Annotated in this window: 12 protein-coding genes and 1 pseudogene; 5 read left to right on the top strand and 8 right to left on the bottom strand. The window is 37.3% G+C overall.

Annotated features, from left to right (window positions below; translation table 11 throughout):
* Positions 1-138: 138 nt before the first annotated feature.
* Positions 139-2,238 (bottom strand): sodium-translocating pyrophosphatase, encoded by a 2,100-nt coding sequence (locus tag SD1D_RS02245; RefSeq protein WP_058257416.1) that lies wholly within the window; start codon positions 2,236-2,238, stop codon positions 139-141.
* 473 nt (positions 2,239-2,711) lie between these two features.
* Between SD1D_RS02245 and SD1D_RS02240 the strand changes: the two genes are divergently transcribed.
* Together SD1D_RS02240 and SD1D_RS12250 are read left to right on the top strand one after the other, a co-directional pair.
* A complete protein-coding gene (locus SD1D_RS02240) occupies positions 2,712-3,869 on the top strand; it encodes a sodium ion-translocating decarboxylase subunit beta (RefSeq protein WP_058257415.1) in 1,158 nt (385 codons plus the stop codon).
* A 13-nt stretch (positions 3,870-3,882) separates the two neighbouring features.
* Complete coding sequence (locus SD1D_RS12250) at positions 3,883-4,035, top strand: OadG family transporter subunit (RefSeq protein WP_173803191.1); 153 nt, start codon at positions 3,883-3,885, stop codon at positions 4,033-4,035.
* An 85-nt stretch (positions 4,036-4,120) separates the two neighbouring features.
* Here SD1D_RS12250 and SD1D_RS02230 read toward each other — a convergent pair whose 3' ends face one another.
* Entirely contained in the window at positions 4,121-5,857 is a 1,737-nt protein-coding gene (locus SD1D_RS02230; protein WP_058257414.1) for a S8 family peptidase, read from the bottom strand.
* A gap of 182 nt (positions 5,858-6,039) precedes the next feature.
* Here SD1D_RS02230 and SD1D_RS02225 point away from each other — a divergent pair, with 182 nt between their 5' ends.
* Positions 6,040-7,752 (top strand): ATP-dependent metallopeptidase FtsH/Yme1/Tma family protein, encoded by a 1,713-nt coding sequence (locus SD1D_RS02225; protein ID WP_242955243.1) that lies wholly within the window; start codon positions 6,040-6,042, stop codon positions 7,750-7,752.
* A 94-nt stretch (positions 7,753-7,846) separates the two neighbouring features.
* On the opposite strand, the gene SD1D_RS02220 is transcribed toward SD1D_RS02225, so the two are convergent.
* Positions 7,847-9,652, bottom strand: a complete 1,806-nt coding sequence (locus SD1D_RS02220; protein ID WP_058257413.1) for a glycoside hydrolase family 2 protein — start codon at positions 9,650-9,652, stop codon at positions 7,847-7,849.
* Between the two features lie 172 nt (positions 9,653-9,824).
* On the opposite strand from SD1D_RS02220, the gene SD1D_RS02215 reads away from it, so the two are divergent.
* Complete coding sequence (locus SD1D_RS02215; RefSeq protein WP_058257412.1) at positions 9,825-10,199, top strand: hypothetical protein; 375 nt, start codon at positions 9,825-9,827, stop codon at positions 10,197-10,199.
* A 243-nt stretch (positions 10,200-10,442) separates the two neighbouring features.
* On the top strand, positions 10,443-12,581 hold the full coding sequence (locus SD1D_RS02210; RefSeq protein ID WP_058257411.1) for a substrate-binding domain-containing protein: 2,139 nt from the start codon (positions 10,443-10,445) through the stop codon (positions 12,579-12,581).
* A 74-nt stretch (positions 12,582-12,655) separates the two neighbouring features.
* On the opposite strand, the pseudogene manA reads toward SD1D_RS02210, so the two are convergent.
* The 5 genes and pseudogenes from manA to SD1D_RS02185 form a co-directional block, all read right to left on the bottom strand.
* A pseudogene (gene manA, locus SD1D_RS12730) lies at positions 12,656-13,588 on the bottom strand (mannose-6-phosphate isomerase, class I).
* Between the two features lie 105 nt (positions 13,589-13,693).
* Positions 13,694-14,683, bottom strand: a complete 990-nt coding sequence (locus SD1D_RS02200) for an ABC transporter ATP-binding protein (protein WP_058259163.1) — start codon at positions 14,681-14,683, stop codon at positions 13,694-13,696.
* Positions 14,683-15,702, bottom strand: coding sequence for an ABC transporter ATP-binding protein (locus tag SD1D_RS02195; RefSeq protein WP_058257410.1), 1,020 nt, complete (start codon positions 15,700-15,702; stop codon positions 14,683-14,685). Before SD1D_RS02195 ends, SD1D_RS02200 begins: the two co-directional genes overlap by 1 nt.
* Positions 15,703-15,732: 30 nt before the next feature.
* The gene (locus SD1D_RS02190) at positions 15,733-16,668 is read right to left on the bottom strand and encodes an ABC transporter permease (RefSeq protein ID WP_058257409.1); all 936 of its coding nucleotides are present in this window, start codon (positions 16,666-16,668) and stop codon (positions 15,733-15,735) included.
* A gap of 11 nt (positions 16,669-16,679) precedes the next feature.
* Positions 16,680-17,633, bottom strand: coding sequence for an ABC transporter permease (locus tag SD1D_RS02185; RefSeq protein WP_408606736.1), 954 nt, complete (start codon positions 17,631-17,633; stop codon positions 16,680-16,682).
* Between the last annotated feature and the right edge of the window lie 44 nt (positions 17,634-17,677).

The raw sequence follows: 17,677 nt of genomic DNA, 5'->3' as shown, positions 1-17,677 counted from the left end.
ATCTTGCGCTTTTTTCTAATTATACACCAAAATCCACCAAATAGCAACTAAGCCCCATATAATAACCAAAAAAACCGCAACCGAATACAAGTACCCGGTTGCGGCAAATATATACATTATTATCCAAAACTTTATTGTTTAAAATATTGAAATAGTCAAAAACAGTGTAGCTGCTATAGAAGCCACTAATGATACTACAGTAATCTGTGTATTGATTGACGGACCGGCCGTATCTTTAAAGGGATCCCCGACCGTATCTCCCACTACACCGGCCTTATGTGCTTTTGAATTCTTTCCCCCGTGATTTCCGGCTTCGATGTACTTCTTAGTATTATCCCACAGTCCACCTGAGTTGGACATAAACAGGGCAAATATCAGTCCGCTTACTATATTACCGGTAATAAAGCCCCCCACAGCATGAACACCACCTATTAATCCCACTAGCAATGTGGAGATTATAGCCATAAGACCTGCAGGAATCAACTCTTTTAAAGCTCCCACCGTAGCAATTTCTATACATTTATCATATTCCGGTTTTACTCCTTCTTTACCTTCTTTTAAGCCGGCTATTTCTCTAAATTGACGATGAATTTCAGCTATCATCCTTTGTGCGTTACGATCTACACCCAGCATAAGCATTGCTGAAAATACCGGAGGTATAGCAGCCCCTACTAATAATCCGAAAAATACAGTTGGATTGGTTACATCAAAGCCGGTAACCTTTTCTACATTTAATCCTAAAGCCACAATGGCATCATTAACCTCTGTAATAAAAGCTCCCAATAAGGCTATAACCGTAAGTCCTGCGGCTCCTATAGAAAAGCCCTTGGTTATTGCTTTAACAGTATTACCGGCACTGTCTAATGAGTCGGTTATCTCCAGTGCCTTATCCCCTAAGTCTCCCATTTCCACAAGACCACGGGCATTATCAACAATGGGACCGTAGGCATCGTTAGATATAATCATACCTACTATAGAAAGCATACCTACTGCTGCCATAGAAATACCATACATACCGTATGCCACTTCATTACCGCCGGCTCCTAAAGGAGCAACAAGTTTATATGCGGCTAAGGCAGATACTCCGATTCCAATCATTGCAGGAAGAGTACTTACAAGACCATAGGATACACCTGAAGTAATAGTAAATGCCGGACCTGACTCACAGGCTTTTGCCACCATTTTTACAGGTTTCTTATTGTCATTGGTAAAGTAGTCCGTAGCGATACCGATAATAACACCTACTATAAGTCCTATGGCACTGGCTCCCCAGATACGCCAATTAAAATCAAAAATATAAGTAGCCACAGCTGTCAGTACGCCATATATGGCGGTTGTAACATAGGTGTTCATATTAAGGGCTCTGGTAGGATCTGCCCCTTCCTTCATATTAGCTGTAAATACACCGATAATAGAGGCCAACAAACCTATGGCCGCATAGCAAAGTACCATGCCCATATTTTTCTCTGAATTACTAAGAGAAGCAGCCATAACTAAGGCAGCAGCCATGGATGCTACGTTTGAATCAAATAAATCCGCACCCATACCGGCAACGTCCCCTACATTATCCCCAACATTATCTGCAATAACTGCCGGATTTCTAGGATCATCCTCAGGAATACCAAGTTCTACTTTACCGGCAAGGTCTGCACTTACGTCTGCAGTCTTGGTAAAAATTCCTCCTCCGGCCTTGGCAAATAAGGCTAGGGAACTGGCACCAAAGGAGAAGCCTAGTAATACCGTGGTATTGCCGGTAAGCATAAGGACTAAAGTTACTCCCAGTAAGCTAGAACCTACCACTGCCATTCCCATAACTGCTCCCCCACGATATCCTGCCATAAAAGAAGGCTTAATTCCTTTCGTAGCCGCTTCCGCTGATTTCATATTTGCAATGGTTGCTATACTGATACCGATTTTACCTGCAATTGCAGATAAGACCGTACCTAATATGTAAGATGCTACCATGGAGATATTATCTACTATGTTACCTTTCCAAATGGGAGAAGGTAAGAAAACAAGAATAAGTAATGCAACAACTGAACAAAAACGTACCAAGGTCTTGTATTCCTTAGCAAGAAATGTATTAGCACCGTTTTGTATCAATTTACCTACCTCAGCTATTTTTTTGTTAGATGAGGGTTGTGATGACACCCAGCGATAGAGCCAAAATGCCGTTACAAAAGCTAAGGCTGAAATCACAATAGATACTACCTGAAAAAAGGTTAAATCATTTCCCATATTGTTCAACTCCCTATTATATTTTTGATTAGTCTTGCCATATTTTGATAGTAACACGTTTGTAATCTTTGTGCAAGTCTTCTGTATTTTTATTATTATTTTCGTGATTTTACACATATTGATTCGGCAGTTTTTATAGGTTTTCTTGTATTATTATGTTGTGTTTTTATATATTTTGTTTGATTTATATTAAGTGTCATCCTTTATACTTTATTAGGAATATATGGTTATTAGAACGAATAAAAAAGCACAATAATATCTGTATGGATTTGAAAGGAATTTGCACATAAATAATCCTAAACATGATTGACACATCCACTGATAATGAGCTACAATGAAGAAGATTTCAATACATATCCAAGACCGTGTACATTTTTTTACTAAAAACTGTGGACAAGTTTTCTGATTGTCATACAGTGATTTTTTTGTGCTTGGCGGATGGAAAATGTAGATAACTAAGGAGGACTTGCTTTATGGAGTTTTTATTTTCTGGGTTTATGTCTATTACCTGGCAACAATGGGTAATGTACGGTGTCGGCCTTCTGCTTATTTACCTAGCCATAGAAAAAGGCTTTGAACCGGCTCTACTTCTCCCTATGGGATTTGGTGCAATCTTAGTTAACCTTCCCGACTCCGGTGTACTAACACAAAAACTTGAAGGTTTAAACGAAGAAGCCACCGGTATTATTGAATGGCTGTTTGAAACAGGTATTGATGCTTCAGAAGCTCTACCCATCTTGTTATTTATCGGTATCGGTGCTATGATCGATTTCGGTCCCTTACTATCAAATCCTAAGATGTTTCTATTTGGTGCAGCTGCACAGTTTGGTATCTTTTTTACAATCTTACTTGCTGTTATTTTAGGTTTTGATATTAACGATGCAGCTTCAATCGGTATGATTGGTGCCGCAGACGGTCCTACTTCCATTCTGGTTTCTAAGATACTAAAATCCGGCTATATCGGCCCCATAGCCGTGGCGGCTTATTCCTATATGGCATTAGTTCCTATAGTACAACCTTTTGCCATTAAACTGGTTACTACAAAGAAGGAACGTCTAATCCGTATGGAATACAATCCAAAATCCGTCACCAGAACTACTAGAATTCTATTCCCCATTATTGTTACCTTTATAGCAGGACTTATAGCTCCTTCATCTGTTGCCTTGGTTGGCTTTTTAATGTTCGGTAACCTAATTCGTGAATGTGGAGTTTTAAACGCTTTATCCGAAACTGCACAGAATACTTTAGCTAATTTAATTACCCTCTTGCTTGGTATAACCATTTCATTTAGTATGCAGGCAGATCAATTCGTTAACTATAAAACTTTAATGATTATGGGTCTGGGACTACTTGCCTTTATATTTGATACAATAGGTGGCGTATTATTTGCTAAAATCCTTAACCTATTCTTAAAAAAAGACAAAAAGATCAACCCCATGGTTGGAGCTGCCGGTATCTCCGCCTTCCCCATGTCAGCAAGGGTTGTTCAGAAAATGGGGCTTAAAGAAGATCCCTCCAATCACCTTTTAATGCATGCCATTAGTGCTAACGTATCCGGACAAATTGCTTCTGTTGTGGCAGGTGGTGTAATCATTAAAATAGTTAATGCAATTTTGCAGAACATGGCATAAGAAAGGAGTTACTATGGGCGAGAATGTTATGTATGCTTTAGAAATAATGGGTAAAGGAATGGCCAGTATCTTCGTGGTTATTATTTTACTCACCTTAATTGTTATGCTTATGGCCAAAATAGGCGAAAGTTCAACAAAAAGCAAAGGACAAAATAATCAAGAATAAATCAATATATATTCACATAAAAGGTGCAGCCATATTATCTTATTAAGAAGAAATATAGCTGCACCCCTTTTTTCTTTATTATAAATTAAATAATATTTCTAAATGTATTTTCAAGACATAGGGCTCCGTAACCTAAAGTACGGTTGGGGTAAACATTTTCAATCCTTAGCTGTCTGGCTCCGTCTATAAGATATGATTTTAATTTTTCTCCGTAAAGGTATAAATCATTGCCTCTAACTATTCCCCATTCCATAAGTAAAGCAGCACTTCCGGTTACAAAAGGGGTTGCCATGGATGTTCCCGAACGAATCGCATAACCACCCCCGGGAGCACAGGAATTAATATTAACACCGGGAGCTACAATATCCGGTTTTATCTGCATATCTCTGGTATAGCCTCTTCCGGAAAAGGGGGCCAGACTTTCGGTATAGGCATTATATGCCCCTACAGATATGACTCTGTAAGCGGTAGAGGGAATTGTAAGAGTCGTAAATTCCGAAGAAACCAAGAATCTCGTTGCAGGATTTTTAGCCCCTCCGGATGGCAGCCACATATCATAATTACCGACTATAATTCTTCTTGGAACTAATTCAATCATCCATACTCCGGAATTTATAAAATCTTGCATAGGTATAAATTCTATATAAATCTCCTGCTGGGGATTATATGGAGTAGGTTCCCCATAGTATAATAAAATTTCTGTCTGGGCAACCCTAAATTGCTGAGTACCAAGTCGCCTTGGTATCGGTCCTACTCTTACCCCATTAGGGGCAATAATTGAAATATCAAAATGATCATAATAATTCTTCCATATCTGTAGATTTAGTGAAAACTCAAATTCACTGACGGCAAAAGCAACCGTTTCTACTACCCCCATCTGCAGTATTCCCCAAGCATGATTTCCTTGTGCTCCTTCATTACCTGTTCCCACAACTATACTGGTCCTGCCCCTATTAGAAATATCATTTATAAAACTCTCAAGTAAAGACCTGCCCGTATGAGATCCATAATTATTACCAAAGCTTATATTAACCGCTAAGGGCCTATTTAAGTCTATGGCATATTGTACTACAAAGTCTAGTGCTTCCATTAGTTGAGTGGTTCTGGGAAATGAACCACTAATAGATTCCCCTAGTTTTACCACCAAAAGTTCACTTTCAGAGGCAACCCCTCTATAACGGCCGTTACTGGCCCTACCGTTTCCCGCGGCTATCCCGGCTACATGGGTTCCATGGCCGGAAAGATCTGTACTGGGGACTATATCCAGTCTCTGAGGCATGGGAAAGGTTAGGGCTTCATTAATCTGTTCCCTGGTATACAAGCTACCTATTCTAAACCCTTCCGGCGGATTTCCAGGTATGGTTTGATCCCAGAGGGCTACTATCCTTGTGGTACCGTCTTCATTTCTAAAATCCGGATGGGAATAATCAATACCTGAATCAAGGATTGCTACCAAAACCCCCCTGCCAAATAAATTATAAGGGGATAATTGAATCGGATTAATGCAAGAAGCTGCTCTTCCTTCATCTACCTCATAAAAGAGCCTTTTTGGTTTTTCGATAAATTCAATTTCTTCATAATTAAGCAGCCTATCTATTAAATTTTCTGCTATGGTAATAATGGCATAACCCCCGGATAACTCCACTACAGCTATATCCAAATCTTCTCTTATCCTATCAAGACTGCCGCTATATTTTATAATCAACTCCCAGGTATTGGTCTGAGGCTCATATCCTACATCCAAATCCAGTGTTCTTTCTCTCACATCCTCCGGTACATCCAAAGCAAGATTAAGTTGATTATCAACAATACCGCTATCCATCAAAGTTTTTTATCCCCATAATATACTTTACTCTAATATATGCAGCCCTTATTTAAATACATGAAAACAAATAGGCACCCTTATAGCTTACCTATTACCATATATTGATTATGGAAAATTACTTAAAAAATGTTACAATTAATGTTGAATATTGTAATACATAAACGACCGGAGGCTGCAAAATGAGAAAAATAATGATTCCTGTAATGTCTATTTTGCTTCTTGCCCTTATAGTAGCAGGTATTTATAGCATAAATAAACCAAAAAAAGAACTTTCTTATCCTGCTTTTTTAGAAGCTGTAAATAATGGACAGGTCCAAGAAGTTATCTATAGTGAAGAAGGAGCTAACTTTGAAGCCTATCTTAAGGAAGAAGCTAATAGAAAATATGAGGTTACAAATCCTAAATCAGAGAATTTTGTCGAATTTCTTTTGTTAAATAATATAAAAGTATCCCATAAAAATAATAATGCTACTGGCTTCTTTGGTGTGTTTTTTGTGGCCATAATCGCCTTTGCCATTATATATTATACCCGTGGTGGAAATTCAAGTAAGAATCTCATTAGCAAGGCCAATAAAAAAGATAAGGAAGATAAAAAAATCACCCTTGATTCTGTGGCAGGCAATGTGGAAGCCAAATCCATGGTAGAAGATATAATCGGTTTTATAAAAAACCCATCCTTATACAGCCAAGTTGGTGCCCGTATGCCCAAAGGTCTTTTATTCTACGGCCCTCCCGGAACGGGAAAAACACTGATGGCCAAGGCTATAGCAGGAGAAGCAGATGTTCCCTTTTATGCCATGAGCGGTTCAGATTTTGTGCAAATGTATGTAGGTGTCGGTGCAAGCCGTATTCGAACCCTTTTTAATAAGGCAAAAAAACATGAAAAAGCAGTGATTTTTATAGATGAAATTGATGCCATAGGCAAAAAAAGGGCCCGTAACAGCTCTGCCAGTAATGACGAAAGGGACCAGACCTTAAATGCTTTACTTACAGAAATGTCAGGTTTTCATGACAATCAAGGTATTGTAGTAATCGGTGCCACTAACAGGTTAGATACACTAGATGAGGCCCTGCTTCGTCCCGGACGTTTTGACAGACAGATAGAGATTGGACTACCGGATATAAACTCCAGAAAGAAAATATTAGAACTTCATACAAAGAATAAGCCCTTATCTGATGATGTAGATCTTAAAGCCCTGGCAAAGTCCACAGTGGGATTTTCAGGAGCCATGCTGGAAAATCTTATCAACGAAGCAGCAATATTAGCTGCCAAGCAGCAAAAGAAAGTAATTAGTCAAAGCCATATAGACAGGGCATTTTACACTGTCCTTGCCGGAGCTCCTAAGACAGATTTAAGCTACATCTCTTACCGGGAAAGGGAAATCACAGCATACCATGAAGCAGGACATGCCCTTGCAACCAAACTTTTACTTCCGGAAAATTATATTTCTAAAGTAACCATTATTCCCAGTGTAAAAGGTGCCGGGGGCTTTAACCTAAGCATTCCCAAGGATAGTATGTATCAAAGCCAAAGACAAATTTTGGCAAATATTAAAATGCTTTTAGCAGGAAGGGCTGCAGAAGAATTAATATTTGGCAGCCAAGAGATAACCACCGGAGCCGGCAATGATATCCAAAAAGCTTCTTCCTTGGTAGTAGATTATACTAACAAATTCGGCATGGATCCGGATATGGGACTGTTTAGCACCTATATTCTTCAAGAGGGAATAGACCAAGAGCTTTTAGAAAAATGCAGATCCATTATAAATACCTTATATGAAGAAACCAAAGAACTATTAAGCCAAAATATCTATGCTCTTAAAAATATAGCTAGAGAGCTTTTAATAAAAGAAAGCCTAACCGGTGAAGATATTGAAGATCTTATAGCTTAAATTCTTAAATATAAGCTATTTGTAGCATAATAATATGAGCCATACTTGTATATCAGATGCAAATATGGCTCATTTATATTGCCTTAATATATTATCAGATTAATGGCTTGGTTACTTTACATACTTTTCTGTCATAGGTGAAAAGTCCATTGACCTCATCTTCCACATCAGAAAGCTGTGTATATACGGCAGCAGATAAACCTTCTTTTTTAAGCCTTTCTATATCCTCCTTATAAAGCTTTTTTACTGCTTCTTCCAAACTATTGGTATCGGTATAAATCCTATACCCATATACCATGGGGGAATATGAGTGTTTTCTAATATAGCAGGCGTATCCGCCAAATTCCGATAAGACTACTGCTCTATTATACTTATCTTTTTTATATTTTAGGGGATGAAAATAATTATGTATGCTTTTAAAATCTCCCCCTTTTTGATCATACCATCCACTTGCATGGTCAATTAATCTGCTATTATCCACAGATCTGATTAACTGGCATATCTTATTGGCATCAAACTGCCCCCAAGCTTCATTAAAGGGAACCCAAGTTACTATGGAGGGATTGTTATAAAGGTGCTTTATGGTTTCCTCACATTCTTCTATCCACTCTAGTCGTCCCTTTTTACTGGTCCTGCCAAATAAAAAGTAGCACCTGTCTTTTATTAAACTCTGAACCTTTGGAAAGACTGTAGGAAGATATCCTACCAATAGCTTATTGTATCTTCCCCCTCCGTTGACCATATCCTGCCATACCAACATTCCCAAGCGGTCACAATGATAATACCACCGTAATGGTTCAATCTTAAGATGCTTTCTAAGCATATTAAATCCAAGAGCCTTGGCCTGTTCTATATCAAAAATCATAGCTTCATCACTGGGAGCTGTATAAAGGCCGTCGGGCCAATATCCCTGATCTAAAAGTCCATTTTGAAAATATGGCTTATTATTTAAATAAATCCTAGGAACACCCTCTTCATCCTCTTTTATCTCCACCTTGCGCATGGCAAAATAGCTTTCAACTACATCTTCTCCTGCCCTAATTACCATATCGTATAGATAAGGATTTTCCGGACTCCAAAATGTAAAATTCTTCATAGGAATATCCAAAGTTGGCTTGTCATCAATTATAGAATATATTCTTTTACCATGGTCATAGATATCTACCTTAAAAAATTTCTGCTGCATTTTTCTGTCTTCTTGGCTATTTCTTATAGGTCGGTTTAAATTAATAGAAAGCCTTATGCTACTCTCATCTACTAGGGGTGTTATACTAAGAGAGCTAATATGTACCTGTGGAACCCATTCCATCCAAACTGTCTGCCATATTCCGCTTTGAGCCGTATAAAACATACCACCCCGGCGGAGTTTTTGTTTTCCTCTGCTATGATAAGATTTATCCGAAAAGTCTTTAACTTTTACAGTCAGAAGATTTCCCCCTTCGGTTATATAGTCAGTTATATCTACAGAAAAGGGAAGATATCCTCCCATATGTTGTTCAATCTTCTTATAATTTATTAGTATTTCACAACTTTGATCAACAGCGCCAAAATGTAAAATCAACCGTTTCCCATAAGGCTTTTCTTCAACTATTAAGGGTCTTTCATACCAAAGTATTTCACCGGGTTTTACTTGCCGCATAACTTTCGATAAAGCACTTTCCGGAGAAAAGGGTACCAATATTTTTCCGTCATAGTAGGGAGGTTTTACATCTTCCTTGGTTATATTATATTTCCAATAACCATTTAATATTGTATAATTACTTCTTTTTAGTTGAGGTCTCGGATATTCTGTTAATACTTTTTCATCATCCAGATTCTCCCCCCATACGGTATATAGCTGGTTAAAAATCATGTTTTTTCTCTTAAATAATAAAGTACGGATAGCGTCTTTTACATTCATATAGCTAACACCCCTTTCTTCTTAATTTACCAATGCTAATCCAATATATGTCCATAATTATAAGTTTATTCAAATTATAAAGTAATTGTTGTATATCGTCACTTAATGTCACTTTTTGCATAATATATTATAGAACATCCATTTAAAAAAATCAAAGAAAGGAGGAATTTTAATGTCCAATTTTAAATATAGTAACTCTGACTCCTTAGTCCGTCACCTCTATAACTTTATCGGTGACACCGTAACCATATTTACAACCAGCGGAGGTGCATCCGGAGGCGGTTTTACCGGTACCCTTCTTTCGGTTAACTCCAATTTTGTACGTTTACTGACAAAAATGGGAGATCCCCCTCCCAGCCCGCTCTCCGGTAGCTTTAGAAACTGTCCAGAAAATGCCCCATTAGCCGACTTTGGTAATTTTGGAGTACCCGGTGGCTCCGACAATATACTTATGAATAAACACAAAAATAGTCAAAATAATGAGGTTGGTTCCATCTGTGATATCCCTATAGATCGTATAGCAGCCTTTTGCCACAAGGCAGTATAAACATTGTATAATTGTGAATAAATAGAGTACCAAATACCTTATTTTCAAATATAAAAGGTAGGCGGTACTCTAAATTATATTTTTATAAAAATTTTCACTTTGTTTTCTATCTATTATCTATTGTATTTATTTCATTTTAATGGTATGATTAGTAATAATAAGTCGATTATTCTTTTATTCTCAAACTTCATGTATTTTATTGTTTTACAAAAATATTATTATGTGGCTATGGGAGGTATTTTCATGTCTGAACCTGATGTTAGGGGTAAGCAAATCAACACGAGGGTTTTATTATTTACTACAACAAGTCTTATAATATTTTTATTAGCTCTATTAATCTTTTTAAATTCATCAGATAGCAAGATTGCTAATATCTTATTATCTGTGGGTTTGTTCCTTGTGATGGCTTTAGCAGGTGTATTATTGGTAACTCTAATTCGTTTTTTCCAAGCAATAAACTTAATTAATAAAAATGCAGAGCGTTTGGCACAAGGCAAATTAAATATCAGTGATATTATGACCGATAAAGCCAGGGGTTTAGAAACTTTAGCCATTGTCTTTAATGAGATGAAAAGAAATCTCCTTAACTTTATCGAAACCACAAAAACTAATGTTATAGTATTATCTGATGCAGTTGATAAGGTAACGAAGAGTCTTGACATGAGCTATAAGGGTAATGAACATATTGCCTCTAATATGGCCACTGCTGCAGAAAAGGCACAGGAACAGCTTAGAATTGTTAATGAAACCTTAGAGGGAATACAGGAAGTTACCGAAAGAGCTAACAATATTACCAACACATTAGCAAATATTGAGGCTTTTGTTGAAAATACAGTTAAGGTAACCAAGGAAAGTGCCGAGCACGTAGATAAATACAATGAACAAATTGACATAATATCTGCCGACTTATCAGATACCGCTGCCTTTATTCAGGCCCTTAATACCCATCTTAATGAAATCGACCAAGTTAATGGTTTAATAATAAATATTACCGAACAATTAAAACTTCTATCCCTAAATTCAGCTGTTGAAGCAGCCAGGGCCGGGGAAGCCGGTAAAGGCTTTGTAGTTGTTGCTCAAGAAATGAATAAACTTTCACAAGCAACCAGGGAGAGTATCGGTCAAATCAATAATCTTTTGAATAATATCTTAGCAAGTAATGATAAGGTAAGCGAAAGTATTACCAATTGCGTACAGAGCTTTGAAAGCAGTAGAGAAATATTTAATTATGTTAGGGAATCTTTCTATACTATTAATAAAAACACATACATATTAAGCGATGATATGAAAAAAGCCTATGAGGAATCCAGGCTGATTAATGAAAACACCAAGAAAATCAGTGCACAGGGTCTAACCCTTCACGATGCTTCCAACGAAATATCATCAATTACTCAAGATGTTGCGGCAGTCACCCAAGAATCACTTGCTGAAAATGAAGAAATCAATAACCAAGCATTATCTCTTCAGAATATGCTAGCCGATATAAAGAAACTACTTAAGAGATACAGAACTTCTATATTACCGGTATCACAGGCTAGCTCTAAGAGATTGAAGATCGCCTTTCTCAGTCCCTTAGACCATGCCTTCTGGGAAAGCGTAAGACAAGGTGTCCTATATGCTATGACAGAATTAAAAGGTAAAAATGTCAATGTTGAATATATACCCCTTCAACAAATTGACAGAAGTACTGAAGCTTATATAAGCCAACTTGCAAATGAAAAGTATGATGGAATTATACTACCTGGCTTTGTTGGAAACAAAGAATTTTTTAGCAATGCCCGCCGTAATAAAATTACTCTTATGTCATTTTACAATGATTTTGATGAAGGTATTGAACGGGTATCATATTTTGGCCCTGATAATTTCACCTCAGCCACAATGGCAACCGAGACACTGATAAGAGCCATCAACGGAGAAGGTAATATAGCTATTGTACGGGCACCATTAGTAACGGAAGTCTTTCAAGAGCGTAGGTCTGCAATAATAGACGTATTACAAAAGAGAAAAAAAGTAAAGCTTGTTACAGAAATTGAGACAGATATTGATAATGTTCTTGTTTATAAAGCTGTAAAAGAAGCTCTAAATAAATTCCATAGACTTTCCGGTATTATAGTTATATCCGGTGGAAATGCAGGTGTAGCAAGAGCTGTAAAAGAAATGGGTCTTGCTAGAACTATTAAAATCGTTTGTTTCGATTATGACAATGAAGTTCTAAATTATATAAGAGAAGGTGTTATACACGCAGCTATCGGACAAGATCCCTTTAGCCAAGGACATGACTCTGTCATATCCATGTATAACTATCTAGTTACCGGCAAAAAACCTGCTTCAAACAGCTATACCAGAACTGAACTTGTTGATATCAGCAGTGTCAGTGAATAATCAAATTATAAATTGCTAAATTTAAGGAGCTGTCACACTATATAATTAGTGCACAGCTCCTTTTTAGGAAATAATTAAATATAGGAAATAATAAGTTCCATATCCCCTCTTAGTGTAAATTCACCATATCCAAAAGGAAGTATAAAATGATCACCTTTAGATATTTTGATGCCGTCTATCTCCCCTTGGCCCATAATAACACTGAAATTTATAAAGTCCTTATTCTGTATAAAATCCTGCTCACCCCAAAGACTTATCTTTTTTACCGTATAATATTTACAGCTAATAAGTGTATGGACTTTGCATGTATCATAAGTTACAATTTCACCTTCTATAGTAATGTCCTGATGAGGACACTTTATAACATCTATACTTTCTTTGATATGAAGCTGTCTTAGGTCTTTCCCATCTAATCTGTCGTAATCATATAATCTGTATGTTATATCACTGTTTTGCTGGGTTTCTAGAAGCATTGTTCCTGCTTTTATAGCATGGACAGTTCCGGGGTTTATCTAAAAAAAATCTCCTTTCTTAATGGGACTTAATCTAATTAGATCATCCCATTTTTTATCCTTTATCATAGCCTTTAATTCTTCTTTATCCTTAGCATTATGGCCTATGACAATCTTTGCATCCTTATCACAATCTAATATATACCAGCACTCTGTTTTTCCAAATGAACCATTTTCAACTAGGGCTGCATACTCATCATCAGGATGAACTTGTATACTTAAATCTGCCTTGGCATCAATAATTTTTATCAAAAGAGGGAATGCCTTTTCAATTCTGTTTCCAAATAAGTGACCTTCATTGTCCCAAAGCCAGCTTAAAGACTTTCCCTTAAAACTACCGTTTTTTATAATACAATCCCCCTTAGGATGGGCACTTATAGCCCAGCATTCTCCTGTATTATCACTGGGAATAGAATAGCCAAACTCCGTTTTTAGACGATTACCTCACCATATCATTGATTTAAAAACCGGTTCTGTAAAAAGTATTTCCTTCATTTACTCTTCTCCTTTAAGTAAAATTATTTTAGCATTTAATCACATTATACAAACTTTACATAAAAAAACAACGGTTTACACCGTCGTTTTGTTTTTTAGCTTAAATTATTTTATTATTTCTCTGTTATATATTGGCTCATCTGCATGATGGCAGGCCACTAAATGTCCTTTTTTCATTTCCAGCTCAGGAAAATCCCTACTGCAGATATCCGTTGCATGGGGACAGCGGCTGACAAAAGGACAACAATGCTTAGGATTTATGGGACTTGGTACATCACCCTCTAGTAGTTGCCTCTCCTTTGCCCTTTCTTTTTTGGGGTCCGGTATAGGTACCGCAGAAAGTAAGGCCCTGGTATATGGATGTAATGGTTTTTCATAAAGCTCATCACTATCTGATAATTCCACAATATTACCCAGATACATAACTGCAATTCTGTCACTGATATATTTCACAATATTTAAGTCATGGGCTATAAAAAGATAGGTAAGCCCTAATTTTTCTTGCAAATCTTTCAATAAATTTATAATCTGTGACTGTATAGATACATCCAGGGCTGAAATTGGTTCATCGCATACAATAAATTCAGGTTCTATAGCAAGTGCCCTGGCAATTCCTATACGTTGCCGTTGACCTCCGGAAAATTCATGGGGATAGCGATTAGCGTGTTCTCTATTTAAACCTACAAGATCTAAAAGTTCATAAACTCTTTCCTTCCGAACTTTTTTGTTATACATATTGTGGATAATCATACCTTCTTCTATAATGGAACCAACTGTCATCCTTGGATCTAAGGAAGAATAGGGGTCTTGAAATATAATCTGTGCTAACTTGGCATATTCAAATAGATTTTCCTTTTTAACAAGTAATTCTTTTTTTCCATGATAAATTACCTGCCCCGTAGTAGGTGAATATATTCCCATTATAACTTTACCAAGTGTAGATTTACCACAACCGGATTCTCCCACAAGTCCTACTGTTTCACCTTTTTTTATTTCAAGATTAACATGATTTACTGCTTTTAATATTCCGCTAGAGACCTTAAAAAACTTAGATACATCCTTTATTTCAACTAAAATCTGACTGTTTTTGCTCATCATTTTTCACCTCCCCCTATGGCAGAAGCCGGTTCCGGATCAGGACAATCCTTATGAAGGAGCCAACAGGCCGCTTTATGTTTTTTTCCCGGTTCAAAATCCGGGGGCATATGGGGTATGCAAATCTTCATAGTATATTTACATCTGCCGGCAAAAGGGCAACCTGCTGGCGGATTTAGTAAATCCGGAGGAGTTCCGGCTATGGATGCCAGCCGCTTATTTTTATCCATGTCAGTCTTTGGGAGACTTTCAAGTAAGGCCTTTGTATATGGATGGGAAGGATGATAGAAAATATCTTCACTGCTGCCGGACTCTACAATTTTACCTCCATACATAACTGCCACCCGGTCGGCAATACTGGCTACAACTCCTAGGTCATGGGTAATTATTATAATGGATGTATTAGTATTTTCCCTTATTTCCATTAGAAGCTCCATTATCTGAGCCTGAATTGTAACATCCAGGGCAGTTGTAGGCTCATCGGCAATTAAAAGCTTTGGTTCACAAGAAAGGGCCATAGCTATCATGACTCTTTGCCTCATTCCTCCTGAAAATTCATGGGGATACTGCAAGACCCTCTGCTTTGAATTCGGAATTCTAACTATATTCAAAAGCCGTATTGCCTCCCTATAAGCCTCATCCTTTGACAGCTTTTTATGATGCCTGATAGCCTCTGTTAATTGCTTCCCCACCTGCATAGTAGGATTTAAGCAGGTCATGGGATCTTGAAAAATCATACTTACCTCATTTCCTCTTATGGCCATCATTTCCCTTTCGGAAGCTTTTACAATATCTATATCTCCAAGTAAAATTTCACCACTTACGATACGGGTGGGAGGCATGGGATTTAGTTTCATAATAGTCTGTGCAGTTACACTTTTTCCGCTGCCGCTTTCCCCAACTATAGCCAAGATTTCTCCCTCATTTAAATCAAAACTTACTCCCCTAACTGCTTTTACTTCTCCGGCATAAGTATCAAAAGATACATGCAAATCATTAACTTCAAGAACTTTATTCATATATTCACCTCATTTTATACGTGGGCATATTTATTTTCTCAGTCTTGGGTCTAGGGCGTCCCTAAGACCATCCCCCAGCAAATTAAAGGAAAGCATGGTTAAACTGATACATATTGCCGGAATAACAAGCTGTGAGGGATAGAGTTGAAATACCTTGCTTCCTTCATTGGCCAAAGTTCCCCAACTTGCCAAAGGAACAGGAACTCCAAGGCCTATATAACTTAAAAATGCTTCCGTAAAAATAGCACTGGGAATTGACAAGGTAATATTAATAATTACTACACTAAGGGTATTAGGCAGTAAGTGCTTTCCTATTATCCTTGCAGGTTTTGCCCCCATAACTTTTGCCGCCACCACGTAATCTTGCTGTTTAAGACTCATGACCTGCCCCCTAACAAGCCGTGCCATACCTGTCCAGCCCACAGTTGCATAGGCAATAACCATAGTCATAGTTCCTGCCGGTAATACCATCATTAGTAAAACTACGATAATTAGATAGGGTATGCCATTAACTATTTCAATTATCCTCATCATAATATTATCTAGGGTACCACCTACATATCCTGCAATACCACCGTAGATGATACCTATTATAAAATTAACTAAAACCGCAGAAAAAGATATAAATAAGGATATCCTCCCCCCATACCAGATTCTTGTAAAAATGTCCCGACCTAAACTATCGGTTCCGAACAGGTGTATGTGGCCATCTTGCTCATCCCTAAATCCTATAGGGGCATTGGTATGGGTTAAATGTTGCTCACTCATAGTATAGGGTGAAAAAATCGGCACAAAAATGCTGCATAAAGTTATTACTATAATAATTATTAGTGCTGCCATGGCTGTTTTGTTTTTACTAAGACGCCTCATGGCATCCTGCCAGTAACTGGTACTATCCCTTGTTATTGCCTCACTTATAGCTGTATCCGGTCCTATCCATTCAAATTGACTTTTATCTATATTCATAATTCACCACCTTATCCTTCCTTAGCCTCACTAAGTTTAACTCTAGGATCAACAAATCCGTAGGCAATATCTACCACCAAATTTGCCAGTATCAGAAATGCTCCGTAAAAGAGAGTAGTTCCGGATATCAGTGTATAATCCTGGGTTTGGATGCTAAATACAAAGAATTTGCCCATACCCGGTATAGAAAAAATATTTTCTACTACGAAAGCACCTGTAAGCAAGGCAGCTGAAATGGGACCTAAAACTGTTATTACAGGCATAATGGCATTTCTTACTGCATGTTTCCAAATAATTGTCTTTTGTGATAATCCTTTAGATTTCGCTGTTTTAATATAATCATGACCTAGCACATCAAGCATACTGGTTCTCATTAATCTTGAAACCGTAGCCAGGGAGCTTAAGCTTAAGGCAAAAGAGGGTAAAAGCTTACTAGAAAAACTATCCCATCCCGTATTTGGAAAAAAAGCTATTCCTGTCCACTCAGTTAATTTTAAAGCAAAGAAGTATTGAAGGAGGGAGCCTACTATAAATCCCGGTACCGAAACACCGATAATTGCAAATAACATTGATATAGTATCCCAATGGGTTCCTCTTTTTACCGCTGCTACTATACCAAGTAAAATTCCCATAACGGTAGCAAATATCAATGCCCTCATTCCTAAATCAAAAGAGTATGGAAATGCTTGCCTGATAATATCATTAACCGGTCTGTTATAATGCATAGATAGGCCCAAATCCCCTCTAAATACATTTCCCATATAAATAATAAGCTGTTGTATTACCGGTTTATCCAAACCATATTTTTCATTTAAGGCTTTCATAGTTGTCTCCGGAATTGCCTTTTCCCCAATAAAAGGATCTCCCGGCAAAAGCCGCATCATAAAAAATGTTAAGCTTACTAAAACTAATAAGGTAAGTAAGGCGTAAAGCAATCTCTTTACAATATATTTAGCCAATAGCATTCCTCCTTTATTATTCCTTAACTATAATATAATGTACCCACTAA

Source organism: Herbinix luporum (genome assembly GCF_900070325.1).
Classification (GTDB): Bacteria; Bacillota; Clostridia; order Lachnospirales; family Lachnospiraceae; genus Mobilitalea; species Mobilitalea luporum.
This window is presented reverse-complemented; position numbering and strand designations above follow the sequence as displayed.